The sequence below is a fragment of the Candidatus Methanocrinis alkalitolerans genome, assembly GCF_029167205.1.
Taxonomy (GTDB): Archaea; Halobacteriota; Methanosarcinia; order Methanotrichales; family Methanotrichaceae; genus Methanocrinis; species Methanocrinis alkalitolerans.
In genome coordinates, this window is the sequence record NZ_JARFPL010000008.1 from 32,930 (window position 1) to 57,174 (window position 24,245).

22 protein-coding genes are annotated in these 24,245 nt (G+C 62.2%); 11 read left to right on the forward strand and 11 right to left on the reverse strand.

The window, feature by feature from the left end:
• The first annotated feature begins 4 nt into the window (after positions 1-4).
• The 5 genes from fdhF (at position 5) to hisF (ending at position 4,418) form a co-directional block, all read left to right on the forward strand.
• Entirely contained in the window at positions 5-2,041 is a 2,037-nt protein-coding gene (gene fdhF / locus P0O24_RS03665; RefSeq protein WP_316968383.1) for a formate dehydrogenase subunit alpha, read from the forward strand.
• A 1-nt stretch (position 2,042) separates the two neighbouring features.
• Positions 2,043-2,480 (forward strand): 4Fe-4S dicluster domain-containing protein, encoded by a 438-nt coding sequence (locus P0O24_RS03670; RefSeq protein ID WP_316968384.1) that lies wholly within the window; start codon positions 2,043-2,045, stop codon positions 2,478-2,480.
• The gene (locus P0O24_RS03675) at positions 2,477-2,878 is read left to right on the forward strand and encodes a 4Fe-4S dicluster domain-containing protein (protein WP_316968385.1); all 402 of its coding nucleotides are present in this window, start codon (positions 2,477-2,479) and stop codon (positions 2,876-2,878) included. Before P0O24_RS03670 ends, P0O24_RS03675 begins: the two co-directional genes overlap by 4 nt.
• A gap of 131 nt (positions 2,879-3,009) precedes the next feature.
• On the forward strand, positions 3,010-3,612 hold the full coding sequence (hisH, locus tag P0O24_RS03680) for an imidazole glycerol phosphate synthase subunit HisH (RefSeq protein WP_316968386.1): 603 nt from the start codon (positions 3,010-3,012) through the stop codon (positions 3,610-3,612).
• A complete protein-coding gene (gene hisF / locus P0O24_RS03685; RefSeq protein WP_316968387.1) occupies positions 3,606-4,418 on the forward strand; it encodes an imidazole glycerol phosphate synthase subunit HisF in 813 nt (270 codons plus the stop codon). Before hisH ends, hisF begins: the two co-directional genes overlap by 7 nt.
• A 151-nt stretch (positions 4,419-4,569) precedes the next feature.
• On the opposite strand, the gene P0O24_RS03690 is transcribed toward hisF, so the two are convergent.
• Positions 4,570-4,947: an ArsR family transcriptional regulator gene (locus P0O24_RS03690; RefSeq protein WP_316968423.1), complete on the reverse strand. Its 378-nt coding sequence runs from the start codon at positions 4,945-4,947 to the stop codon at positions 4,570-4,572.
• A 318-nt stretch (positions 4,948-5,265) separates the two neighbouring features.
• Positions 5,266-5,451 carry a CxxC-x17-CxxC domain-containing protein gene (locus tag P0O24_RS03695; protein WP_316968388.1) on the reverse strand — a complete coding sequence of 62 codons (186 nt, stop codon included), beginning with the start codon at positions 5,449-5,451 and terminating at the stop codon, positions 5,266-5,268.
• 206 nt (positions 5,452-5,657) lie between these two features.
• Here P0O24_RS03695 and P0O24_RS03700 point away from each other — a divergent pair, with 206 nt between their 5' ends.
• The 6 genes from P0O24_RS03700 to P0O24_RS03725 all read left to right on the forward strand — a co-directional run bounded on the left by P0O24_RS03700 (position 5,658) and on the right by P0O24_RS03725 (position 13,905).
• Positions 5,658-6,446 carry a glutaminyl-peptide cyclotransferase gene (locus P0O24_RS03700; protein ID WP_316968389.1) on the forward strand — a complete coding sequence of 263 codons (789 nt, stop codon included), beginning with the start codon at positions 5,658-5,660 and terminating at the stop codon, positions 6,444-6,446.
• Between the two features lie 98 nt (positions 6,447-6,544).
• Positions 6,545-7,816, forward strand: a complete 1,272-nt coding sequence (locus P0O24_RS03705) for a right-handed parallel beta-helix repeat-containing protein (protein ID WP_316968390.1) — start codon at positions 6,545-6,547, stop codon at positions 7,814-7,816.
• A 124-nt stretch (positions 7,817-7,940) separates the two neighbouring features.
• Positions 7,941-9,122, forward strand: a complete 1,182-nt coding sequence (locus tag P0O24_RS03710) for a homocitrate synthase family protein (protein WP_316968391.1) — start codon at positions 7,941-7,943, stop codon at positions 9,120-9,122.
• Positions 9,123-9,166: 44 nt separating this feature from the next.
• A complete protein-coding gene (locus tag P0O24_RS03715; RefSeq protein ID WP_316968392.1) occupies positions 9,167-10,930 on the forward strand; it encodes an aldehyde ferredoxin oxidoreductase family protein in 1,764 nt (587 codons plus the stop codon).
• 132 nt (positions 10,931-11,062) lie between these two features.
• Positions 11,063-13,003 carry a TrkH family potassium uptake protein gene (locus P0O24_RS03720; RefSeq protein WP_316968393.1) on the forward strand — a complete coding sequence of 647 codons (1,941 nt, stop codon included), beginning with the start codon at positions 11,063-11,065 and terminating at the stop codon, positions 13,001-13,003.
• 77 nt (positions 13,004-13,080) lie between these two features.
• A complete protein-coding gene (locus P0O24_RS03725) occupies positions 13,081-13,905 on the forward strand; it encodes an MBL fold metallo-hydrolase (protein ID WP_316968394.1) in 825 nt (274 codons plus the stop codon).
• An 89-nt stretch (positions 13,906-13,994) separates the two neighbouring features.
• On the opposite strand, the gene P0O24_RS03730 is transcribed toward P0O24_RS03725, so the two are convergent.
• The 9 genes from P0O24_RS03730 to P0O24_RS03770 form a co-directional block, all read right to left on the reverse strand.
• Positions 13,995-15,497, reverse strand: a complete 1,503-nt coding sequence (locus tag P0O24_RS03730) for a thiamine pyrophosphate-dependent enzyme (protein ID WP_316968395.1) — start codon at positions 15,495-15,497, stop codon at positions 13,995-13,997.
• 12 nt (positions 15,498-15,509) lie between these two features.
• The gene (gene mmp11, locus P0O24_RS03735; RefSeq protein ID WP_316968396.1) at positions 15,510-16,400 is read right to left on the reverse strand and encodes a methanogenesis marker protein 11; all 891 of its coding nucleotides are present in this window, start codon (positions 16,398-16,400) and stop codon (positions 15,510-15,512) included.
• A gap of 62 nt (positions 16,401-16,462) precedes the next feature.
• The gene (gene truD, locus P0O24_RS03740) at positions 16,463-17,791 is read right to left on the reverse strand and encodes a tRNA pseudouridine(13) synthase TruD (RefSeq protein ID WP_316968397.1); all 1,329 of its coding nucleotides are present in this window, start codon (positions 17,789-17,791) and stop codon (positions 16,463-16,465) included.
• A gap of 21 nt (positions 17,792-17,812) precedes the next feature.
• The gene (gene pth2, locus P0O24_RS03745) at positions 17,813-18,157 is read right to left on the reverse strand and encodes a peptidyl-tRNA hydrolase Pth2 (RefSeq protein ID WP_316968398.1); all 345 of its coding nucleotides are present in this window, start codon (positions 18,155-18,157) and stop codon (positions 17,813-17,815) included.
• 101 nt (positions 18,158-18,258) lie between these two features.
• Positions 18,259-19,572, reverse strand: coding sequence for a DNA primase DnaG (dnaG, locus tag P0O24_RS03750; protein WP_394356679.1), 1,314 nt, complete (start codon positions 19,570-19,572; stop codon positions 18,259-18,261).
• A gap of 437 nt (positions 19,573-20,009) precedes the next feature.
• Positions 20,010-21,074 (reverse strand): 60S ribosomal export protein NMD3, encoded by a 1,065-nt coding sequence (locus P0O24_RS03755; protein ID WP_316968400.1) that lies wholly within the window; start codon positions 21,072-21,074, stop codon positions 20,010-20,012.
• Entirely contained in the window at positions 21,071-21,361 is a 291-nt protein-coding gene (locus P0O24_RS03760; protein WP_316968401.1) for a DUF424 domain-containing protein, read from the reverse strand. Before P0O24_RS03760 ends, P0O24_RS03755 begins: the two co-directional genes overlap by 4 nt.
• Positions 21,362-21,394: 33 nt before the next feature.
• Positions 21,395-23,464, reverse strand: a complete 2,070-nt coding sequence (locus P0O24_RS03765) for a minichromosome maintenance protein MCM (protein ID WP_316968402.1) — start codon at positions 23,462-23,464, stop codon at positions 21,395-21,397.
• Between the two features lie 247 nt (positions 23,465-23,711).
• Complete coding sequence (locus P0O24_RS03770) at positions 23,712-24,143, reverse strand: universal stress protein (RefSeq protein WP_316968403.1); 432 nt, start codon at positions 24,141-24,143, stop codon at positions 23,712-23,714.
• Positions 24,144-24,245: the final 102 nt, after the last annotated feature.

Below are 24,245 nucleotides of genomic sequence, written 5' to 3' on the forward strand. Positions count from 1 at the left end.
TTGGATGACAATGGTCCGCATTCCAACGGTCTGCCCTTACTGTGGTGCAGGCTGTGGATTTTTCGTTGAGGTCGAGAAGGGGCGCGCCACCGGGATCGCTTACATGCCCGGCCACCCCGTCAGTGAGGGTTCCCTCTGTTCCAAGGGGAACGCGGCCCTGGAAATCCTCTGCCACCAGGAGAGGCTCAAATCCCCCCTCAAGAGGAAGGGAGAGGGGTGGGCGGAGATCTCCTGGGATGAGGCAGCGGAGATGGTGGCCCGGGGGATGGGCGAGACGATCAAGAAGGACGGGCCGGGGAAGGTCGCCCTCCTCGCCTCCTCCAAATGCACCAACGAGGAGAACTATCTCATAGAGAAGCTCGCCCGTCTTCTGGGCACCCCCCACATCGACAACTGCGCCCGCCTCTGTCACGCCCCCTCGGTGGTGGGGCTGAACCGGACCCTGGGAGCGGCGGGGATGACCAACCCCATCCCCGACATTGCCGACTCTCAGTGCATATTCATAATAGGGTCTAACCTCGCCGAGAACCATCCCGTAATATCCCGCTGGATTCACCGTGCTCGGGATCGGGGGGCGGTGGTGATCGTCGCCGATCCCAGGGAGACGCACACCTCCTGGATGGCGGACCAGTTCCTCCAGCTGGCGCCAGGAACGGACGTGGCGCTCTTGAACGGGATGGCTCAGGTCATAATAGAGGCGGGGCTCATCGACGAAGATTACATCGCCGAGAGGACCAGGGGCTTTGAGGAGCTTTCTGCCTCTCTCAAAGGGCTCTCTATCGAGAGGACGGCGGAGATCACGGGAGTGCCGAAAGAAGATATCGTCCGGGCCGCCCGTTCCTACGCATCCTCCCCCGCCTCGACGATCCTCTACTCCATGGGGATCACCCAGCACACCACGGGGACGGATAACGTCCAGGCGGTCTCCAACCTCGCCCTCATATGCGGTCAGATCGGAAGGCCCGGGACGGGTGTGATGCCCCTCCGGGGCCAGAACAACGTCCAGGGAGCCTGTGACATGGGGGCCCTCGCCGAGTTTTATCCCGGCTACAGGAGGGCTGACGACCCCGGTACCATCGAGTTCTTCACCTCCGCCTGGGGTGCTGCGGCTCTTCCGGCGGGCCCCGGCCTCACCGCCACGGAGATGATGGGAGCTGCCGCCTCTGGGGATATAAAGGCGATGTACATCGTGGGGGAGGACCCCGCCAACTCCGAACCCTCCAGCCTTAGGGTCAAAAGGGCCCTGGAGTCCCTCGACTTTCTCGTCGTCCAGGATATATTCATGACCGCCACAGCCCAGCTCGCAGACGTCGTCCTGCCTGGGGCTGTCTGGGCGGAGAAGGAGGGGAGCTTCACCAATACGGAGAGGCGGGTCCAGTGGTCCTCCAAGGCCGTCGACCCTCCGGGCTGCGCCCTATCCGACCTGGAGATCGTCTGCATCGTCGGCCGGTCCTTGGGCCTCGATTTCAGCTATCCGGACGCCGCCTCTGTCCTCGCGGAGATAAACAGGACCGTCCCCCAGTACGCCGGCATAACCCGGGAGAGGCTCGGGGAGGGAGGGCTCGTTTGGCCCTGCCCCTCCCCCGACCATCCGGGAACCCCGATCCTCCACACCACGGGGTTCAGGCTCCCCGATGGGAGGGCCCAGATCGTCCCCGTCCCCTACCGCCCTGCGGCGGAGGGGCCGGGGGGGGACTACCCCCTCGTCCTGACGACGGGGCGCGTCGCCGTCCACCACAACGCCGGCTCCATGACCAGGAGGTCTGCGTCCCTCATCAGCCGCGAGCCGGAGCTCTTCGTGGAGATCAACACCGCCGACGCCCAGCGGCTCCGGATAGCCGACGGCGACATGGTCATTGTTACGACGGCAAGAGGAGAGGCGCAGGCCACCGCCCGTCTGACGGAGAGGGTGAAGAGGGGCGTCGTCTTCATGCCCTTCCACTTTCCAGGAACCAACATACTCACCACCGAGGCCGCCGACCCCGAGGCGAGGATCCCGGAGTTCAAGGTCTCGGCTTGCAGAATTGTCCGGAGGGATTGAAATGGCGGTTTACGTCGACATAGGGAGATGCATAGGATGCCGCTCCTGCGAGGTGGCCTGCGAGCGGGTCCACGGAGGCCGGGGCCACGTCCACGTCCACTTCGTCGGAGACTTCGCCTCCGTTCCCATATTCTGCCACCACTGCGAAGAGGCCTCATGCGCCGCGGCATGCTTCTCCGGCGCCCTCCACAAGGAGGGGGATCGGACGGCCTTCGACGTGGAGAAGTGCACCGGTTGCGGATTGTGCAACCTGGCCTGCCCCTTCGGGGTCGTCTGGACCGAGAAGATCGCCCACAAGTGCGACCTCTGCGAAGGACGGCCGGAGCCCACCTGCGTCACCACCTGTCCCGCCAACGCCCTCTCCACCGACCTCGATCTCCTCTCCTGCCGGGCCCGGTCCCGGGAGGCTCGGGCCATCGCCATGGGGGGTCGGAGATGATCCGGGTCGATCCCCGTCTCTGCATCGGCTGCCTCTCCTGCTCCAACGTCTGCCCGAGACAGAACATAATCCGGACGCAGACGGAGGAGGAGAGGAGGATCCGCTGGAAGAGGTGCCGGGAGGAGTGCGACCTCTGCGTGGAACTCTGCCCCGCCGGGGCCCTCACCCTCGTTCCTATCGACGAATCGGCGCCGGAGCCGGAGGTCTCCTTCCCCCTCGTCGGATGCAGGATCTGTGGCCGCAGCTACGCCACCGAGCCGATGCTCCTGAGGGTCGAGGCGGCCCTCCCCAAATCCCAGAGCCCCGAATGGGTCCGGATCTGCCCGACCTGTCGGCGGACGGCGGAAGCGGAGAGGGCGACGGGGGATATGGTGGCGGCGAGGAGGAGAAGGGGGTGAGGAGGCCGACACCCTCTTTCTCAGAATCCATACATTTGAATAAATATCCTGAAAAGGTATATAAAGGCCAGGCCGCCATCCCCTTCCGGCAAGGTCGGAGGATCCGATGAGCGTCATCAGGTGAACGAGATTTGACGATAGCTGTAGTCGATTACGGGGTGGGAAATCTCTTTTCCATCTATAACGCCCTCGACCGGATCGGGGCGGGGCCGAAGCTCGCGAGAGAGCCCGAGGAGATAGCGGGCTTCGATGGGATCGTCGTCCCCGGGGTCGGCTCCTTCGGCAGGTGCATGAGGAGGCTGACGCGGTTCGAGGAGCCGCTCCGAAGAGCTCTGGAGGAGGGGACGCCGGTATTGGGGATATGCGTCGGGATGCAGGTCCTCTTCGACGGAAGCGAGGAGAGCCCCGAGGAGGGGCTGGGATGGATCCGCGGCGACGTGGTCCGCCTCCCGGACTCGGTTCTCGTCCCCCAGATGGGATGGAACACCCTCTCGATAAAAAGGGAGATCGAGATCCTGGAGGGGATATCCGACGAGGACTTCTTCTACTTCGTCCACTCTTACCATTGCGTTCCAGAGGATAGATCGGTCCTGGCCGCCACCACCGACTACGGCACCGAGATCGCGGCGGCGGTATCGAGGGACAACCTCTTTGCGGTCCAGTTCCACCCCGAGAAGTCGGGAGAGAAGGGGCTCAAAATCCTGGAGAACTTCATGAGGTTTACGAGATGTTAGCACGGAGGATAATACCCTGCCTCGACTGCGACCTCGCCGTCCCCCAGGGGAGGGTGGTGAAGGGGGTCGAGTTCAAGCAGATCCGGTATGCTGGAGTTCCCTGGGAGCTTGCCACCCGGTACTACGAGGAGGGGGCTGACGAGATAGTATTTCTGGACATCACCGCCTCCTCCGACCGGCGTGAGACGATGTTCAACGTCATCAGGGCGACGGCGAGGAACGTCTTCGTCCCCCTCGCCGTCGGCGGCGGAATCAAGAGCGTCGAAGACGTGAGGAGCGTCTTCAAGGCCGGAGCAGACAAGGTCACCGTAAACACCGCCGCCCTGAAGCGGCCCGAGATCATTTCGGAGATCGCCGAGGAGTATGGGAGCCAGGCCTGCGTCGTCGCCATTGACGCCAAGAGGAGGGATGACCCCGCCGAAGACAGGATTACCGTCCCCACCCAGCAAGGGGCATCATGGTTCGAGGCCTCCTTCTACGGCGGGAGGGAGTTTACTGGGGTCGACGCGATAGCCTGGGCGATGAAGGCAGAAGCCCTCGGTGCCGGCGAGATCCTCCTCACCAGCATGGACCGGGACGGGACCTACGACGGCTTCGACATCCTCTTGACGGACGCCGTCTCCAAGAGGGTGAGGATACCTGTGATCGCCTCGGGCGGCTGCGGCAACGCCGATCACATATTAGAGGTGTTTCAAAAGACAGGGGCGTCGGCTGCCCTCGCCGCCAGCATATTCCACTATGGCGAGGCCTCCGTCGGCGAGGTGAAGAGCCACCTCGCCGAGAGGGGAGTACACGTCAGGATCTGATCTCTCGCTCAAGGGTTCGGCGATGGCGTCGGGGTGGAGGGATTCGATCGAGGTCGAGTTGAGAAGATGGGGCAGTTGCAGAGGGGGCCGTTCCCGAGGGAGAGGTTGCGTCCTCCGGGAGGATGAAGGAGATCTTCTGCGCCCCGGATCTTCAGCTGGAGATCAGCTCTTTTAGCTTCTTTATGCTCTCCATCGTCAGGGCCGACTCTTGCTGTTTCTCCATCTCGAAATGCTTTATGATCTCGTCTATGGGGGTCAGAAGCGAGTAGACCTTCATCGGCCTTCCCTTGCCGCCCCTCCTCACCTCCTTCTCGCTCACCCACCCGTTCTCGCGCAGCGCCCGCATCGCTATGCTCACCTCAGGCTGCCTGAGGTTCGATCCCATCTCGATATCCCGAGAGGACGCTTCGTCGACGTTGGCCAGGTACGTTATCAGGATGGCCACGTTCCTCTGGACCCCGAGGCTCCTCAGGGTCTCCGCGAACTCCAGATCCTTATCGTCCAGGACCTTCACTGTGCTCTCCTTCATCATGGTCACCGGGGATTATTTTAAATTTTGTTCTAACAAATACTTAATCATATAAATAATTTATTTCGAAGAGAGTTACATAAATCATAAGATGAGGGTTCCTATTTGGCGGCGTCGATGGAGGCTTCCCTCTGGGGTCGTGACGAGATCGTAGAGGAGCCCGGATCTCGACGGAAGAGACCCTCAACGTAAAAGAGCTAATTATCGGAGAGTTTTGGCGGGGCCGGACCACGACCCCTCCAACCTATCCGGCCGTCGCTGCTAATTTTGCCGCTCCGGCCAAAACTCGCCCATTAAGATCAGGTCGATCCGATGAGATCAGTATCGTCTCGGGGATCTTGCGGGTCTGTGCTTCTGATAACATTCGCTGCAGTACACCGGCCTCGATCCGTCGGGCTTGAAGGGAACCTTGGTCTCCTTGCCGCAATCCGCACAGGTCGCGTCGTGCATCTCTCTGGGGCCTCTGTCGAAGCCGCCTCTACGTCCTCGTCTATCGTCCATCATATTCACGTACCTTTTTAGGTCTTCGATTCCGAAGAACCGACGGTGCTGGCGAGATCCCCAAAGAGGTCATCTTCGCAAGCTGAGATGGGTGCTCACGCCATGAAGATATACCTGTTGGTAGATCTGAGACGGTTCCGGCCTCGTCGCCTCTCGTGCCCCCTCCCGAACGTTTAAAATACGCCCTCGACCCCGGAAGAGCTAGTAATATGACCGGAAGGTTCGCCGTCCCAGTGATCTTGGGAGCTCTCCTCGCGGCCCTGGCGGCGGGCTGCATCCAGGAGGAGGCTTCCATCGCCGAAGAGGTTGCTGTCCACGGCTTCAGGGTGGTGGCGGTCTACCCCCATGATCCCGGGGCCTATACCCAGGGGCTGGCTTATAGAGACGGCATCCTCTACGAGGGGACGGGCCTTTACGGCAGGTCGGGCCTCCGGGAGACGGTCCTGGAGACGGGGGAGGTGACGAGATACCGGGGTTTGCCTCCTCAGCTATTCGGCGAGGGGATCGTCTTATGGGAGGATCTCCTCGTCCAGCTCACCTGGAGGTCGGGAATCGGCCTCGTCTGGGAGCTCGATGACCTCACCTTAGTCCGAACCTTCAGCTATACGACGGAGGGGTGGGGTATCACAAGCGACGGCCGCCGCCTGATCATGAGCGACGGCACCTCAAAGCTCCGGTTCCTGGACCCCGAAACCTTCGGGGTTACCGGAGAGGTGGAGGTCATGGCGGAGGGGCGCCCCCTCACCCGGATCAACGAGCTGGAGTACGTCGATGGGCTCGTCTACGCCAACGTCTGGAAGACGGATATGATCGCCGTCATATCTCCAGAGACGGGGGAGGTGACGGCCTGGATCGACCTCTCCGGCCTTCTCACCGAGGAGGAGCGTCGCGCAGCAGACGTCCTCAACGGGATAGCCTACGACCCCGAGACGGGACGGCTCTTCGTAACAGGGAAGCACTGGCCGAAGCTCTTCGAGATCGAGATCGCGACCGTATGACTGCCGAGATCCTCGACGGGGTCCTGATGAGAGCGGCTCGATATTGTGAAGTTAATTTTAATACATAGCAGCTTTATCTTGAGGTCAGAGGTTTAAATATGCTTCAAGATCGCACTCACAAACTCGGAGTCGTCGGCTGGATCGCCCTGGCCGTCTTCCTCTGTGCCGGGTTGGGCCAGGCGGCGGACTCCAGCGACGATTCAAACGTCACCATCGATCTGCCGGAGGTCCCTGCCCTGGTGGCGAACGCCACCTCTTCTCTCCCCGAGATGGAGGCGAACGATCAGGAGAACGCCACCTCTTCTCTCCCCGAGATGGAGGCGAACGATCAGGAGAACGCCACCGAGTCCGTCGCAGAGACCGAGAGCGAGACGGCAACGTCGACGCAGGCTGCAACTCCGCCAGATGAGGTCTCCGTCGGGGCCTCCGACGTGACGACGGCCGACGGAGTGAACGCCACCGTCCCCGAGACCGTCCCTGAGACCGTTTCCGAGACCGTCCCTGAGACCGTTTCCGAGACCGTCCCTGAGACCGTTTCCGAGACCGTTCCTGAGACCGTTTCCGAGACCGTCCCTGAGACCGTCCCTGAGACCGTTCCTGAGACCGTTCCTGAGATCGTCCCTGAGACCGTTTCCGAGACGGTCGAGGTGGAGGTCGGAGAGGCTTTGACGGCGACCCACGAAGTATGTCTCAACGGCTGCAGCTACACCACCATCCAGGCGGCCGTGGACGCCGCCGTCGACGGCGATCTGGTGGAGGTGGGGAGCGGGACCTATAACGAGAACGTCATCGTCGACAAAAGGATCACCCTTCGAGGGGTAGACACCGGCGAAGGGGCGGCCGTGGTGAACGCCCAGGGCAACGGCAGCGGAATCGTCCTCCAAGCCGGCGGGGCAGTCCTTGAGGGGCTATACGTCACCAACGCCGGACCGTATCCCAGCGCCGGGATCGAGGTCGTCTCCAGCGATAATATCATCGCCGGATGCTCCATCTGGAACAGCGGATGGTGGGGGATCTACCTGAAGGGCGCAAGCTCCAACAACACCGTCACCGAGACGATCATATCCAACAGCGTCAACGACGGGATCATGGTCTACAGGGCTCCAGGAAACCGTTTCATAGAGAACACCGTGGCCAACAACGGTGACAACGGGATCCAGATCCTCGAATCCGAAAACAGCGTCGTCGAGAGGAGCATAATCGGCAACAATACCAACTCGGGGATATCCGTCGAGGATTCGGGGAACGCCGTAGTCAGGGGGAACGTGATCAGCTACAACAATCTGGGGATTCACCTCTCAGCCTCCGCGATAGACAGGGTGGGGCCCAACAGGTTCATCGGGAACGGGCAGGAGATGGCCGTAGCCTAGGAACAGCTGGCTATCGCCCGGATCCTCCCGGAGGATCCGGCCAGATCTCTTTTTTCCGTCTTATAGGCCCGGCCCGACCCGCTCGAAACCGATTTAACCCACGAAGGTCAGATACCATCCCCAGATGCAAGATTATTCCGTCAATCAGTTCTTACAGCTCGCAAAGACTCCGAAGATCGATGTCGAGGTCTGCGACGTCACCCTGAGAGACGGTGAGCAGATGCCCGGCGTCGTCTTCAGGCCGGACGAGAAGATGGATATCGCCATCAAGCTGGACGAGGTGGGGGTGGAGATCATCGAGGCCGGCTTTCCCGTCGTCTCGGAGGCGGAAAAAAGGGCTGTCCAGGACATAACGAACCTCGCCCTCGACGCCAAGATCTCGGTCCTCTCTCGGTCCGTCCCCAAAGACGTGGAGGTGGCCCTGGAGTGCGACGTCGACATGATCAGCGTCTTCATAGCCACATCAGAGCTCCACCTCAAGTACAAGCTCCACATGACCTGTGCCGAGGCCGTCAGGTGCGCCTTAGAGACGGTGGAGTACGCCAAAGATCACGGCCTCATCGTCAGGTTCAGCGCGGAGGACGCCACCCGTACCGACTTAGAGCTTTTGAAGAAGCTGTACAGAAAGGCGGAGGAATACAGGGCGGATTACGTCAGCATCGCCGATACCGTGGGGATCCTCAACCCCAGGACCGCCGGCTACCTCGTCGGCGAGATCAAAAAGGAGGTGAATATCCCCATATGCATGCACTGCCACGACGACCTGGGGATGGCCACCGCCAACACCATCGCGGCGGCGGAGGCGGGGGCGAAGCAGCTCCACACCACCGTCAACGGGATCGGTGAGAGGAGCGGGAACACCCCCCTGGAGGAGCTCCTCGTCGCCCTCAGGGTCCACCACTCCGTCGACCGGTACGACACCACAAAGCTCACACCCCTATCGAAGCTCGTCCAGAGCAGCTCGGGGGTGATCATGCCGAAGAACAAGGCCGTCGTCGGCGAGAACGCCTTCGCCCACGAGTCGGGGATCCACGTCGCCGCGGTCCTCGAAGAGCCCCGAACCTACGAGCTCTACTCCCCCGAGATGGTCGGCTCGGCGAGGAGGATCATCATCGGAAAGCATACCGGGGCCAAGGCCCTCAAGTACATCACAAAGAAGATGGGCTACGACCTCAAGAGGGACGAGATATGCCTCCTGGCCGAGAAGGTGAAGAGGTGCAGCGAGTTCAAGCGGCCCATCTCCTGCGACGAGCTCCGAAAGCTGATCCACGACCTGGAGATCGAGATAGTCTATCCCGACCTCTGAAATCTCCAGGTCGTTGGTCATACGATTTTTGATGAGGCGATAGATTGAGCGGCACCGGGCTGATCCTCAGGGCGGACCTCTCCAGGGGGACGACGAGAGAAGAGAGGATCGATCCGTCGATAAACGCCCGTTTTGTGGGGGGGAGGGGGCTGGGGGTGAAGATCGTCTCCGACGAGACAGACCCACGATCCGATCCCCTCGCCCCGGAGAGGAGGATCGTCTTCGCCGCCGGACCGCTATCGGGGACCGGGGCGCCCACCTCGGGAAGGTTCTCGGCCTCCTTCAAGTCTCCCCTCACCGGCCTTCTCACCGACAGCAACTGCGGCGGATTCTTCGGCCCCTGGATCAAGAGGGCGGGCTACGACGCCATCGTCCTCCAGGGGAGGGCGGAGGCGCCCTCCTACCTCGTCGTCTCCGACGAGGGGTCGGATATCCTCGGTGCCCAGGACCTCTGGGGCGAACTGACGGGGGAGACGAACAGGATCTTGGAGGAGAGGCACCACGGAAAGGTCGCCTGCATCGGCCCCGCCGGGGAGAGGTCCGCCCTCATATCCAACGTCATCGTCAACGGCAGAAGGGCCCTGGGGAGGGGCGGACTGGGGGCGGTGATGGGCTCGAAGAACCTGAAGGCCGTCGTCATCTCCGGAAAGAGGAGGGTGGAGGTGGAGGACGAACGGAGGTTCAAAGACGCCGTCGATAGGGCGAGGTCCCTCATCGATCGGAAGCTCGCCGGAGGCTGGGGGCTCGCCTCCTCGGGGACGGCGTCGATCCTGGGCCCTTTGAACGTCAGCGGGATCCTCCCTGTGAAGAACTTCCAGGCTTCCCAGTGGCCCTTCGAGAGGGCTGAAGAGGTCGGCGGCGAGAGGCTCCGCCGGGATATGTTCTCCGGGAGGCAAGGCTGCGCCACCTGCCCCGTCGTCTGCGGCCACTGGGCGAAGCTCCCCGGCGGGGAGACGGTCAAGGGGCCCGAGTTTGAGACCCTCTGGTCCTTCGGCCCCAACCTCGATTGCTCCGACCTCCTCACCATCGTCAGGGCCGGAGATCTCTGCGACCAGTACGGCCTCGATTCGATCTCTACAGGATCGACGATGGCTGCGGCGGCAGAGCTTTTAGATCGGGGGATGATCCAAGGGGTCTGTGGATGGAACGACCCCGCCCGGATCCTGGATACGATAAAGAAGATCGGGGAGGTGGAGGATGAGGGTGAAGAGCTCGCCGCCGGAGCGAGGAGGCTCTGCAGGGGTCGGGGCGTCCCCGAGGCGTCGATGGACTGCCACGGCCTCGAGCTTCCTGCCTACGATCCCCGGGGCGCCCAGGGGATGGGGCTCGCCTACGCCACCTCCAACCGGGGCGGCTGCCACATGAGGGCGTACACCGTCCTCTCGGAGCTCTCTGGTAGGGCCGAGAGGTTCTCCACCGAGGGGAAGGCGGAGCTGGTGATGAGGATGCAGGACGAGACCGCCTTAGTCGACTCCCTGGTCCTCTGCAGGTTCGTACAGCCTCTCCTGGGAGAAAAAATCCCTTGCGACCTTTACAACGGGGCCGAGGGCTCGGATATCGGACCCGAGGAGCTCTTGGAGATCGGGGGGAGGATATTCAACCTGGAGAGGCTCTTCAACCTAGGGGCCGGGATATCTGAGGAGACCCTCCCCAGGAGGCTCCTGGAGGAGGGGGTCGCTGATGGTCCCTCGAAGGGAAGGGTCGTCAGCCTCGACGAGATGCTGGTGGAGTACCGGAGGCTCCGGGGGTGGACCCGCGAGGGAGAGATCCGGGATGAGACCATGAGGAGATACGGCCTATCCCCTTAATTTGCCGGGGCCTTAGAGGGGTCTTTTCGGAGTACCATCGGAGATGACGCAACCACCACCGTCAAATAGGGGGGGAAGTTCTCCTAAAGGGGCCGGACCGGTGGGTCCCCATTCATATGGAGGTGGAGAAGGATGAGGTCGAGAGTCTTTCTACAGGTCTTCGGCACCCTGCTGAAGCTGCTGGGGGGGTTGATGCTCATCCCCGCCGTCGTATCTCTCGCTTACGGAGAGGGGGAGGGGGCGGTCGCCTTCGTCGTCGCCTCCATCTTCACCTTCCTCCTGGGGGCTGCCATGAACCTCTTCGGGTCCGAGGAGCAGCTCAACAACAAGGAGGGGTTAGGCCTCGTAGCCTTCGGATGGCTGGGGGCGGCTTTGGTGGGTGCCCTGCCCTACATACTCTTGGGGCTCAGCCCCATCGACGCCCTCTTCGAGTCGATGTCGGGGTTCACCACCACGGGGGCGACGATCCTCTCTGAGGCAGGTCCCGACGGCCTCTTCATCATCAACGCCACCGCCGCCGAAAGCAGCCTTGCGGCATCCCTCGCAGCGATCCTCTTCCAGGGCGGCGGCCTTTCCCAGGCCGCTGATCTGGCGGCATCGAACGTCTCGGCCTCCACCGAAGCCCTCATCAACGCCACCCTCGTCGGAGGATCGAACCTGGACGGTCCGACGTACCGCGGCCTCCTCTTCTGGAGGTCCTTCACCCAGTGGCTCGGCGGGATGGGGATCATCGTCCTCTTCATAGCGATCCTGCCCAACCTGGGGGTGGCGGGCCGGCAGCTCTTCAAGGCCGAGGTTCCGGGACCTTCTGAGGATATGATCAGGCCCCGGATCAGGGAGACTGCCAAGATCCTTTGGGGGGTCTACATGGTCCTCACCGCCGCCGAGTTCCTCCTCTTGATGCTGGCGGGGATGCCGGCGTACGACGCCATCTGTACCGCCTTCTCCACCCTCGCCACCGGCGGCTTCTCCCCCATGGCCGATAGCATAGCCCATTACAGCGGACCCGGATTCAACGGCCCCCTGATAGAGGTGATCGTCCTCATCTTCATGTTCATCGCCGGCGCGAGCTTCGCCCTCCACTATCGGACGATGTACGTCGATAAAAAGAGCCTGACAAGAGACCCCGAGTTCAAGTTCTACACCCTCCTCGTCCTCGTCGCCATCGCCGTAGCCATCCTCTTCGGCGGGATCGACGCGTCATTCCCAGATGGAGGAGAAGAGGCAGAGGGGCTGGCTCTGGCGAGCCTCTACCTGCGGACCGCCGCCTTCCAGACCGTCTCCATCATCACCTCCACAGGTTTTGCCACTGCCGACTACGACAGCTGGACGGAGCCCGCAAAGCTCCTCTTATTGGTGCTGATGTTCACGGGAGCCTGCGCCGGATCGACCTCGGGGGGGATCAAGCTCGTCCGGATCCTCCTGACGATGAAGTACGGCAGGCGGGAGCTCTTCCAGGCGCTCCACCCCAAGGCGGTGATGGCCATAAAGCTGAAGGGGGTCACCGTCAAAGACGACATACTCCACTCGATATTGATATTCATCGCCATCTACATCCTGATCTTCGCCGCGGCGACGGTCCTCTTCGCCTCCATCTCCACCTTCGCGGCGGACGAGACCCCCTCGGAGGAGATGGTATGCTTCGTATCCGAGGGTGACAGCGGCCGAAAGGTCGTATGTTTCGGATGGGACGGCTGGAGCGAGACCGAGGAGATCGTCGGCCTCACCCCCAGGGACGGGACCGGGATCGCCGTCTTCGTCACACCCCTGAACGCCAACAAGAGGATAGAGGTGGACAGAAGGCCCCTGAACATCACGGAGGCTTATTTCAGGACTGAAGAGGTGGCCGGCCTATCAGGCGGCGAGCGGGACTGGGAGATGATCAGCGCCGCCTCCGCCGTCGCCTCGGCCCTGGGGAACATCGGACCCGGCTTGAACCGATTCGGCCCGACGGACAACTACTCTGAAGTTCCGGGCCTCGGAAAGCTCCTCCTCGTCATATGCATGTGGATCGGGAGGCTGGAGATCCTGACGGTCCTCGTCCTCTTGATCCCCGACTTCTGGAAGGATTGAGATGGCATCGGAGGGAAGGCTTTGAACGAAGAAGGGAGATCCTCTGCCAATAGAGGGGTTTGAAGTTGAGATGTAATATGAGACTGGTCACCCTCACCGACAACTCGGTGGGGCTTCAAAGCGGCATCCTGGCGGAGCACGGCTTCTCAGCTTACGTGGAGGTTGGGGACTATAAGCTGATATTCGATGCTGGCGAGACGGCCACCTCCGTCTCCAACGCTCGGGTCCTGGGGATCGACCTCGGAGCCGTCCCCATCGCCCTCAGCCACGGCCACTACGACCATACCGGAGGCCTTTTGAGCCTTCTTGCGGAGACGGGGCCCGTCCCCGTATACGCCCATCCCGACATATTCGCCTCCAGGTACTCCCAGCGGCGAGGAGTCCTGAGGCGGATCGGGATCCCCTTCAAAAGAGAGGATCTGGAGGGGATGGGCGCCTCCTTCGACCTATCGAGGACGGCCCGAGAGGTCCATCCCGGGGTATGGCTGACGGGGGAGGTCCCAAAGACGACGAAGTTCGAGGCGGCGAGCAGAGATCTGGTCGTAGTCTCTGACGAGGGCGAGATATCAGTCGACCCCATCGCCGACGACCAGGCGCTGATCCTGGTCCTGAAGAGGGGGCTCTTCGTCCTCCTGGGGTGCGCCCACTCCGGGATGATAAACACCCTCCTCCATGCGAAGATGGTGACGGGGGTCGAGAAGGTTGTTGGAGTCGCCGGAGGGACCCATCTGGGTTTCGGAGGCGAAGAGAGGCTGAAAGAGACGATCTCGGCCCTCCGGTCCTTCGACCTCGAGATCCTCGCCCCGTCTCACTGCACCGGCTTTGCCGCCGCCTCGGCCCTTGCGGCGGAGTTTCCGGACCGGTTCGTCGAAAACTGCGTTGGGACGGAGATCGTCCTCTGAAGACCTCCCCTCAAACCCGGCGAATCCCTCTGGCTCGCCGAAGGGTGGGAAGGTTCCATCGGCGCCGGGGATCGACCGGCATCGTAAGATCAGGCTGCTGGATCGTATCGGGGGCAGACTCCCCTCGCCACCACCAGGGAGACGCCGGCCTTCGCCAGCTCCTGGGCCAGGACCTCGCCGATCTCATCCCGCCTCGCGGGAAGATCGATGGTCCGCAGGTCAGGGACTATCCGCTCCAGGATCGGGGTGATATCGGGGACGGTTTGGCCTCCCGTCATCGCTGCGACGCCGTTTTTCAGAAGGACGACCAATACCTCCCTCTTATTGATCACGGCGTCGATGAGCCCCAAAAGGCCGGAGTGGGCGAGGGCGTAGTCTCCGATGATGGCGACCCCTTTCTCGCCGAAGCCGGAGGCTACGGCCACCGAGGATCCCAGGCCGTAGACTACGTCCACAGCGGCAGGAGGGGCTCTGACCGCCCGGATGCTGCACCCGGCGTCCCCCGCCACCGGGACCGAAAGGTCAGCAACCGCTTCGTAGAGGGGCAGGTAGGGGCAGTCGTCGCAGACCGTCTTGGAGGCGAGCCCCTCATCGAACCTCTGGGGCGGGGCGGCGGGGCCGGGCTTCTTTCCCGAGGCTATCAGCTCCGCCGCCCTCTCGACATCCCCCTCCTCCATCTTCCCCCAGGGGAGGTGGCCGGTCAGCTTCCCGAAGACCCCTTCGCGCGCCAAAAGGCGGGCCTCGATGAAGGGGGCGGGCTCCTCCGCCACCAGGATTTTGTCGTGCTCTGAGACGAACTCCCGGATCATCTCTGCGGGGAGGGGGTGGGAGAAGCCGACGACCAGGAGGGGTAGGTCCATCTTCGATGCGAAGGAGGCGGCCCTCCCCGAGGCTATGATCCCGAGGTCCCCTCCGCCTTCTCTCAGGAGGTTGAGGTCTGATCTCTCGGAGGCGGACCTCATCTGAGGGAGGGCTTCGATCCGGTACCTCTGGTGGCGCCCCTTCGCCGTCAGATCCCAGATCGACCGGTCGAAGGTCGCAAACCTTCCAAACTTCCTCTCATCATGATGGGCCGAACTCTCAGCCGGGGCGAGCTCAGGTCCACCATCCCCTCCTCCGAACTCGAAGGTCGTCCTCACCATCGCCGGGGCCCTTATCTTCTCGGATAGGGCGTAGGCCTCTTCGAGGGCGGGACGAAGAAGGCCGGGGCCGGACGGTTCCAGAACCGGGATCTCGCAGAGGGGGCCGTAGTTTCTGGTATCCATCTCAGCCTGAGACCCCCTGGGCCCCACGTCCTCCCCCGCCAGGACGACGAGCCCCGACCCTATAGAATGGGAAGGGGCGATGGAGAGGGGGTCGGAGAGGAGGTTTACCCCCAGGTGCTTCACCAGGACCATCGATCTCCTCCCTGCGGCCGAGGCTCCCAGGGCCACCTCCATCGCCACCTTCTCGTTCGTCGCCATCTGGGCCTCTTCTCCCAGGGCCGGGACGGCGTCGGTGATGGGGTAGCCGGGAACGTAGATCCGGAGGGATACCTCGAGGTCTGCGAGCGCCCCTCTCAATTCGTCCGCGGCCGTCCACCCCTTCTTCACAATATCGCCTCTTCAGACCTCGGGGATCACCGACTCGATGGGCCTTCCGCAGAAGGGGATCGCCGCCAGGGCTCCTATAAGACCCTGGCCGGCGAGGACCGCCTTCGTCCCCGTCTTTTTAGCCGTCTCGACTGCCAGCTCGTAGGGTATCCGCTCGGTCCTGCAGAGGTGGGAGTACGCCATCAGGGGCGAGGGGTCGAAGCCCCGGTATACGACCATCCCGGTGTTCTCGGAGACGGTGTACCGCTCCAGAAGCGATTTGAAGTCCGAGATCATCGTATCGGCCTTCCCCGGGAGGGCGGCGAACTCCACCGCCGTCGATACGCAGTTCTGGGTCTTGGTGGGGACGGGAAATAGCTGGACGAGGGCGTGGGAGACGTACCTCGCCTCAGGCCTGTCGACTCTCTGGGCGATGTTGTGGACCAGCGACCAAGTCGCCCCTTCGGTCTTGGAGTCGGTGTCGTCGACACCTACGACGATCCTCTCCCTCCGCGGGAGGACGATCGTCCCCCTCCCCACCTTCCCGCCCCCCGACTCGGAGACGGAGGACCGGAGGACGTCGTCGGCCCTGGACCTCGATACCGTCGCACCGACGCCTCCGCCCCCGAGGCCGGCGTAGGTTATCTCCACCTCGTCGTCCCCGACCAAAACGGACTCGATCCCCGCGGACCTCTTGGAGGAGGCGAGGCCGATGTCGGCCTTGCCGGCCCTCACCAGATACCGGAACCACTCTCCTATGGATCGGGATCTTTCGACGAGGGGGCCCTGGGAGTAGTGGTGGAGAGACCAGGCCCCGCCGCCGTAGCAGGATGACCGCTCCAGGACCTCCACCAGGTCGCCCTCGGGCTTCACCACGGCGTGGATCTGTTTGTACACGACAGCATATGGATCGTCAAGAGTCAACAAAGATCAGCACCTCGAAATGAAGGATCTCATTATCCCCTCTTCTGGTTATGGGCTATATTCTATAAGATATCGGATGATGGGACCACGGACCTGTCCGCCTCTGCGCCCTCCGCAGGCTTCATGTACTCCCGGAGGACGACGGTGGCGTAAGAGCCCGCCGGAAGGTCGAACTTCAGGAGGATGGACCCTCCATCCTCGATCTCCGCAACGGGCTCGACCCGGAGGAGGGCGGGCCTTCTGTTGCCCGGGGAGCCGAGGTCGGGGTTCGCTCCGACCCGGAAGTCGGAGAGGTCGACCCCTTCCTCCTCCAGGACCGACCTCTCGATATCGCCGGGGAGGCCCCCGGCCAGGGCGGATTTGTGGCCCAAGAGGGGGAGGGTGACAAAAGCCCTCCCCCTCTCGGCGAGGCGGTTGACCGCCGCGATGTTCGATTTGTCGACCTTCTGGAGCCGGTCGACGTCGGGGAGCCCCCCCTTCGAGAAGCAGACGACGTCCCCCTCCACCGCCCGCCCCAGGGGGAGGCCGGCCCTCATCCTCCGGGAGAGGATCCTGTTGTAGAGGAGGGACTGGTAGGCGTGGACGAAGAGCCTCTTGAGGTTCGTCGCCAGGACGTCGAAGGAGCGGGAATAGTCCTCCTCCTCCAGAAGGCGGGCCATCATCGCCCTCTCGTACCGGAGGCGGAGGGGGTACTCCTTCAGGGCTCGGCCGAAGTCCCGGTCGGCGAGGAGCCTTCCTCGGGCCTCTCTCGTCGTCTCCGGCTCTCTGGGGAAGGGGAGGGCTAGGTATGTCATCGCCGCCCTCTCCGGGTCGCCCCTCACCAGCGCCTCCCCGACGAGGTGGGTGACGGGCCTCACCTCCCCGAACCTCTGGACCCCGAAGTAGTTGGGCAGGCCCCCTCGCTCTTCGATCTCTCCCGTCACCGCTGCGACGCGGCGGGCGGCTTCTTCATGGTCGAGGTCGACCTCCCTTATCCGGACGGCGAACCGGTTTCCTCGAAGGTCCCCCAGGGAGACGCCCCGGTTGGACCTTCCTAGGACCCTTATCTTGACTCCTGGGAGGGCCGCCCGCTGGAGCTGCTTCTCATCGAGGGACATGATGCTCATCCTCTGCCTGGTGACGGCCTTCTTGTCCTTGGTCCCGGCCCAACCGAACCTCTTCTGGCTTATCTGGAGCTGCCGGGAGAGGTCTCTGACCAGATGGTGGGTCTCCCAGTCGACCTTCTCCACCTCGACGACGAGGTAGCGCCCCCCCTCATAGCTCTGATCCTCGTAGATCTCCTCGACGACGAAGTCCTCGATCTCGGCCCGGAGGCGACCTTTGCATCCCGGAGAGTCGGTGGCGTAAAGCTCCATCCCCAGGAGCCGGTCGGACGGTGGAGCCTCCATCATCTCATATCCCCTCCCCCACCATCAGACGAGCTTCAGGCTTCCGGTGATCCTGTCGAGGAGGGCTGCGGGGGCGGGGCCTAGGCCCAGGGCGGTGACGGTCCCTGGGGGGATCTCGGTGAGACCCGCGTCGATCACTATCGCCGAGGCGACCCCCGCCCTCTCCGCCTCGTCCCTCAGCCTGAAGACGTCCTGGAGGGTGGGGGCCTTGAGGACGATCTTCCTCTGACCCTCCTCCTTCCAGTCCCTGACTGCCCGTTTCTCCGCCCGCTCCATGGCCAGGATCGCGGCGTGGGCTACCTGGACTGCCATCTTTCCATATGAGAGCTTCAGATCTTCCCGAACGACGATGCATTGCTTGAACTCCATGATGGCGGGGGTTATAGGGCCATAGGATAAAAGGGTAGACGTACCCTCCAGGGGGAAGGCCCGGGAGGGGGAGGAGAGAAGGGGATGGACGGAGGGCTCTATCAGGCCTCTCCCGTCATCACCTTGACGCATAGGGGGCTTTTGACGATGTTTCCGAGCTTCGCCCCGATGAGGTAATCCAGGTTCTTGTCCGCGGCGATGTCCAGGATCCTCTGGGTGACGACCCCGTCGAAGATGACCCCTGCCACGTCACCGTTGGACTCTTTCAGCTCTTTTGCGAGATCTCTAACCGCCACCTCCCGGACGACGTTCTGGTTGCGGTCGAAGAGGCGGGCGGTGAGGGTGCCGTTGAGGGCTTCGAGATGGGGCTGGAACCACTGGCCGCCATCCTCCACCGCCTCAGGACCCTCTTCGACGATCTCGGGTTCGGGCTCGAACTCCACCCCCTGCGAAGGTTCGTGGACATGGATGACGGGGGCTGCCTCCGCGGATCTATCCGCGCCCCTGCTGATCCGGACAGGCCTCTCCCTGATGAGGCTCTTCCTCCTGGTGGTCGACTCCCGCCGCTGCTTCTTCGATAGGGGCTTGATGTTATAATAGTCCAGGACCTGCTCGACGGGGATCTTCTGGCGGAGGGCCCGGACGATCTCCTTCTGAGACATGTCCTCGACGCACTTCCCCTCGGGGGCTCTGGCGACGTAGTCGATATCGGCCACCTGGAGGAGCTCTTTGACGATCAGCTCACCGCCCCGGTCTCCATCGGTGAAGGCGGTCACCACCTTCTTGCTGCAGAGCTCAGCGATGGTGGGGGGTACGTTCGTCCCGCCGACGGCTACGGCGTTCTTGATCCCGTACCGGAGGAGGTTCAGGACGTCTGCCCTCCCCTCCACCACCAGGATGGCATCGGAGTCGAGGACGTTGGGGCCTGCAGGAAGCCGGTCCGGCCCGATGTGGGTGATCTCCTCCACCCGGACGGACTGCTTGATCTGTTCGGTGATCCCCTGGGTGTCCAGGAGGTTCTCGTCGAACATCTCCATGATGATCTGCTTTGCCCTCTCCACAACGTACCTCCTCTTGGAGGCCCTGACGTCCTCGATGTTGGAGACTTTTATCCTGGCTATGCAGGGGCCGACCCTGTCGATCGTCTCGAGGGCGGAGGCGAGGATGGCCGTCTCCACCTTGTCGAAGGACGAGGGTATCGAGATCGTCCCGCCGGATTTGCCCCCGCTGGACGTGATCTGGACGTCGATCCTGCCGATCCTGCCGGTCTTCTGGAGATCTCTGAGGTCGAGGTCGCTTCCCAGAAGCCCTTCTGTCTGGCCGAATATGGCGCCGACGACGTCGGGCCTCTCCACGATCCCGTCTGCCGTGATCTCAGCGTGAATTACGTATTTAGTGGTATCAACATTCTGCATCATATACACCTCAAATTTTAAAATAGATAAATAAATACACCTGCGGCTCCTACAACTCGCCAATGCTGCGCTGCCATAGATTCGGACTCGGAGCCGAAAAACCCCAGCATATCATATCGTTGAGGATTGATGGTGAACGTGTATCTATCTAGCTATTTCAATCGGTGGGCATCAACTTCGTGATTTTGAAGATCATGATGATGGAACTTCTGCTTATCGGATCGTCATTCATCTCCAAGCGGGGTGGATGTATCCGGACATATCTGAGGGGAGGCGTCACCTCATGAGATCCATATTCGTATTTATATACATCACCCAGAGCATGAAGATCTTCTCGATGATCGTCCGTCTCGCAAAATCCGACTTTGCGAGCATCGCCTTTGCCTAGAAATAGACCAAGGCTAGTTTAATAACTTTGTGGTGGAGGTTAAGATGGCTCAGCTCACCTTCTCCCCTCTTCCGGGAGGGAGGAGTATGATCTCCCCTTGAAACCTCAAAAATTCGACCTCTTCCCCAACCCCCGCCTTCAGACTGCCGGGCCTGGATGCGGAGACGGTCCTGTAGCTCTCGGGGTCCAAAACCTCCAGAACGTCCCGGTCCTCCGCCACCACCACCCCCTTCTCGGCGGTGGATCTGTTCCCCGCGACGACGACATCTTCAGAATCTTCTTCAGAAAGATATATGATTCTCCCGTCCCGCAGAGAGGTGGTGGCCACCCTCCTCCCCTCAAACCCTCTCACCTCCAGAAAGGACCCTCCCGCCATGATCAGGTCGCCGACCTTCAGCCTGGGGAGTCTGATCAGGATGCTCGTCCGATAGACCTTCTTTCCGTCCCTCATCCCCACCAGCTTGTATGACTCCTGGGAGCTTCCCCCAAACCGGTCCTGGATGGCTCTGGCGATGGATCTCCCCTGCTGGGTCGATCCCACCACCAGGTCTATCCCGCCCTTGACCTCCTTCGTCTCCTGGATGAAGGAGTGGCGGTCGCCTCTTTCAAGGCAGAGGTCGGTCCGGGCCTCGGCGATCTTCCGGCTCTCTTCGAGCTCGAAGGAGGCTGGCGGACCAGAAGACCCCCTCACCTGGACGATCGCCTCGTAGTAATTTCCTGCCATCCTGCTGCACCTATCGCAGGTCGTACGCCGGACGGTGGCAGCGACGACCTTCTCCTCCTCCGCCAAAAGGCCGCCGAACCTTCCCCTGACGGCGACGGAGACGAGGTAATGGGTGGGGTTCTTCCTGGAGACGGAGATCTCCACCTCTGGATCCTCCAGATCCTGGTGGGTGGCGATCTCTCCAGCGACGGCGTCGGAGATGAGGTCCTCCAGGGGCTCGTCGGCCTTCTGCCACCGACCCCGGAGGAGGTGGGAGCCGCAGACGGGGCAGACGGTCACCTCGACTGCCTCTGGGGTCTTGAGGAGGAGGGCATCCTCCAGACGGCACCGGTCGCAGAGGCCCAGGGATGAGGGTCCGCCGCATTTGGGGCAGACGCTTCTGTTTTTCACATCCGCACCATCTGGGCGCAGGGGACCCCACATATCCGCAGGACGTTCTCGTCTTCGATGCTATCCGTCTCGATGGCGCAGGCGACCGCCCTCTCCCCCACCATGTTGGCTATGGTGGCACCGGCGAGCGCCTCGGCCACCTCCCGGGCGGTCGCCTCCTCCTCTCCGAAGAAGGAGGGCTCGACCGAGAGGGAGAGCTCGCCCTCGTCGAAGGTCTTTCCCAGGAGGTCGCGGTCGCAGACCGCCACCATCACCTCTCCGCGGACTTTGTGAACCTTCAGGTACATAATCTCTGATCTGTCGTCGTCCATATTATCACATCATGGAAGCTTCAAAAAGCCTGGTCTCGGCTCGAATATCTCCCCGTTCGTCCGGAGCCTCTTTATGATATCTTCGGCTTTATGTCTCTCCATCCCCAGCTTCGTCTCTGCCCTCTCCAGGACCGCCTCCATGGGGGCCGGACCCTGATGTTCTGTGGTCAGCTCACGGATCAGGTCGATCATCAGCCTCGTCTTGTCTCTTGTGCTCTTGCTCATCCCCACCGCCAGGACATCGGCGTCGAGGAGGCCGGTCTCGGGGTCGACCCCCACCTGCCGGAGGCAGGCTTCGACGATCCTGATCACCCGTTCGGCATCTCCACCGGTGATCTCTTCACTGAGCCGGAGGCGCGCGCTGGACTCGGAGAGCCGAAAGAGCGCCTCCAGCTGCCTCGCCGTCACCGGGACGGGCTTATTTCCGTCCTGCCCCTGCTTTCGCAGGTTGACGTAGTAGCTCTCGAGCCTCTCTCTAGCCCCGTCGGTGAGGACGGGAAATACGTTCTTTCGGGCATAGGCTATGTACTTTCGGAGGACCTCCGGCTCGATGGCCGGGCGGATGATCTCCATCACCGCCTCCAGCTCCTCTTTGGAGTAGCCGCCCCGGGACGATATCTCCCCGGCGTAGGTGGTCTGGCCGATGTGGCGGGCGATCTTGCTGTCCCGGGCGTCTGAGGGCTCATCGGTGAGGACGAAGATCAGATCGAACCGCGACATGAGGGCGGGGGAGAGGTTGATCTGCTGGGCTATCCCCTCGTACTTGTCGAAGCGGCCGAACTTGGGGTTTGCGGCGGCGAGGAGGGCGCACCTCGATTTCAAGGTGGCCATCACCCCAGCCTTGGCTACGCTGATCGTCTGCTGCTCCATCGCCTCGTGGAGGGCGGACCGGTCCTCGGACCTCATCTTGTCCATCTCGTCGATGCAGGCGATCCCCTTGTCTGCCAGGACGAGCGCCCCCGCCTCGATGGACCAGCGGCCGTCCCCCAGCTCATCTTTGACCGCCGTCGCCGTCAGCCCCGCCGAGGTGGAGCTCTTCCCCGAGGTGTATATCCCCCGGGGGGAGAGCTTGGAGATGTACCGGAGGAGCTGGCTCTTGGCGATGCCGGGGTCGCCGACGAGGAGGATGTGGATGTCCCCCCGGATCCTGGTGCCGTCGGGGAGCCCCTTTGAGACGCCGGAGAAGAGCTGGAGCGCCAAGGCCTCCTTCACCTCGTCGTAGCCGTAGATGGAGGGGGCGATGGACTTTCTTACATTCTCGTATATCTGGGGGTCGGTTGATAGCTCCCTTATCAGCCGTTCGTCCTCGGCCTTGATATCGATCTCCTCGAACTCCTGCTCCATCATCTCGATGGAGTTTCCTTCGAGGAAGAGGTCGAAATAGGTGGACTTGCCGGTCTGGGTCGTCCTCTGATATGACCGCAGAGCCCCGTTGACGACGATCCTGTCGCCGGGGTAGATCATCCCGGTGAGGTCGTCTTCGAGCTGGACGTCCAGGGTCTGGGGCTGCTCGCCCCCCCGCAGCTCTTCGGGGGACTCCTGGACCCGGACGTTCTGGGCGTCGACGAACCGGGACCTGTCCAGGAGGAGCTTGAAGGGCCCCCGCCGGTCGCAGGCGTCGTTGGGGCAGTCGTAGGGCTCCTGGAACTTGGAGGTCGTCTGCTCCTTGTAGAAGATGTGGCCGCACCTCTGGCACTCGAAGGCGGCGCTGATGACCTTCGGCCGGACCTCCGTCACCGTCCGGACGAGCCCCTCCAGGGCGATGAGCCGCCCTATATGATCACTGCGCAGCTCGCTCGTCTTGTACCGCCGTGGCAGCCCGACGATCCGGAAGTGGGCCTTCTCTAAGAGGACGTCGATGGGCAGGTCGATCTCCAGGAGGGCCGTCTCCGCCGCCTCCAGCAGCGGTCCCGGCTTCTCCAGAAGCTCGTCGGCGAACTCCGGGTCGTACCGGTCGATGTCCGGGAACTTGATGGAGAGGCTGCGGCGCAAGGGGTAGGAGTCGGCGAGCTCCAAAAGCTCGTCCCAGTACCTGGACCTGATGAACTCCTCCCACTTCGCTACGGGATCTTCGACCATGGATAGGGGAGGGTAAGGAGAGGGGTGGTTCTAAAGGTTATCGATCAGCGAATAAAAGAGGGCGGCTCCCATAGGCCGCCTTCGGGGAAACCTGGAGAGAAGGGCTTCGGCGGTTTTATAAGCTATTAGGACTTACGCAGTTGAACAAAAAACCAGTAGCATGAAGCACCAAACTGTCTAAAACACAATCTTCTTGACAGGCTCTCATGTGCTTGGTTTTGATTCTCAAGTGCGTAAGTCCTAGCTATCAATAAACTACCATCACCGGGACCTTCGAGTTTCGGACGACCTTCTCGGCGACGGACCCCAGGAGGAACTTGCTGAGGCCGGTGCGGCCGACGCTCCCCATCACCACGACGTCCATCCCCTCAGATATCTTGAGGATCTCTTCGGCGGGGTTGCCCTCGACCACCTTCTTATCTACGGGAACGCCGACGGCCTTCGCCGACTCTTCGACAGAGCTCGTCGCCTTATCCCCCTCCACCATCATCGACTGCTTCAGCCCCTCCAGGACGTCGTCGGCGATATTGAAGCTGACGTCGGAGAGGGCTCGGTTCGGATCGACGACGTAAACGACGGTCACCGTCCCGCTGGACAGCTTCGCAAGATCGATCCCCTTCTTTGCAGCCCGGACGCTGTGCTCCGATCCGTCGGTTGCGATCAAAATCTTTTCGAACATTTCCTTCACCATTGACTGTTATGTTATCGTCCTTGATAAGCTTTTCTCCAAATTATCCTCCTTCGGAAGATGCAATATGATCGGAAAATCTTCACAATGGCT

Excerpts from the sequence above, each read along its gene's own strand:
- fdhF (WP_316968383.1), top strand. The coding sequence starts at position 5 with ATGACAATGGTCCGCATTCCAACGGTCTGCCCTTACTGTGGTGCAGGC.
- P0O24_RS03670 (WP_316968384.1), top strand. The coding sequence starts at position 2,043 with ATGGCGGTTTACGTCGACATAGGGAGATGCATAGGATGCCGCTCCTGC.
- P0O24_RS03675 (WP_316968385.1), top strand. The coding sequence starts at position 2,477 with ATGATCCGGGTCGATCCCCGTCTCTGCATCGGCTGCCTCTCCTGCTCC.
- hisF (WP_316968387.1), top strand. The coding sequence starts at position 3,606 with ATGTTAGCACGGAGGATAATACCCTGCCTCGACTGCGACCTCGCCGTC.
- P0O24_RS03690 (WP_316968423.1), bottom strand. The coding sequence starts at position 4,947 with ATGAAGGAGAGCACAGTGAAGGTCCTGGACGATAAGGATCTGGAGTTC.
- P0O24_RS03695 (WP_316968388.1), bottom strand. The coding sequence starts at position 5,451 with ATGATGGACGATAGACGAGGACGTAGAGGCGGCTTCGACAGAGGCCCC.
- P0O24_RS03700 (WP_316968389.1), top strand. The coding sequence starts at position 5,658 with ATGACCGGAAGGTTCGCCGTCCCAGTGATCTTGGGAGCTCTCCTCGCG.
- P0O24_RS03705 (WP_316968390.1), top strand. The coding sequence starts at position 6,545 with ATGCTTCAAGATCGCACTCACAAACTCGGAGTCGTCGGCTGGATCGCC.
- P0O24_RS03710 (WP_316968391.1), top strand. The coding sequence starts at position 7,941 with ATGCAAGATTATTCCGTCAATCAGTTCTTACAGCTCGCAAAGACTCCG.
- P0O24_RS03720 (WP_316968393.1), top strand. The coding sequence starts at position 11,063 with ATGAGGTCGAGAGTCTTTCTACAGGTCTTCGGCACCCTGCTGAAGCTG.
- P0O24_RS03725 (WP_316968394.1), top strand. The coding sequence starts at position 13,081 with ATGAGACTGGTCACCCTCACCGACAACTCGGTGGGGCTTCAAAGCGGC.
- truD (WP_316968397.1), bottom strand. The coding sequence starts at position 17,791 with ATGATGGAGGCTCCACCGTCCGACCGGCTCCTGGGGATGGAGCTTTAC.
- pth2 (WP_316968398.1), bottom strand. The coding sequence starts at position 18,157 with ATGGAGTTCAAGCAATGCATCGTCGTTCGGGAAGATCTGAAGCTCTCA.
- dnaG (WP_394356679.1), bottom strand. The coding sequence starts at position 19,572 with ATGCAGAATGTTGATACCACTAAATACGTAATTCACGCTGAGATCACG.
- P0O24_RS03760 (WP_316968401.1), bottom strand. The coding sequence starts at position 21,361 with ATGTACCTGAAGGTTCACAAAGTCCGCGGAGAGGTGATGGTGGCGGTC.
- P0O24_RS03765 (WP_316968402.1), bottom strand. The coding sequence starts at position 23,464 with ATGGTCGAAGATCCCGTAGCGAAGTGGGAGGAGTTCATCAGGTCCAGG.
- P0O24_RS03770 (WP_316968403.1), bottom strand. The coding sequence starts at position 24,143 with ATGTTCGAAAAGATTTTGATCGCAACCGACGGATCGGAGCACAGCGTC.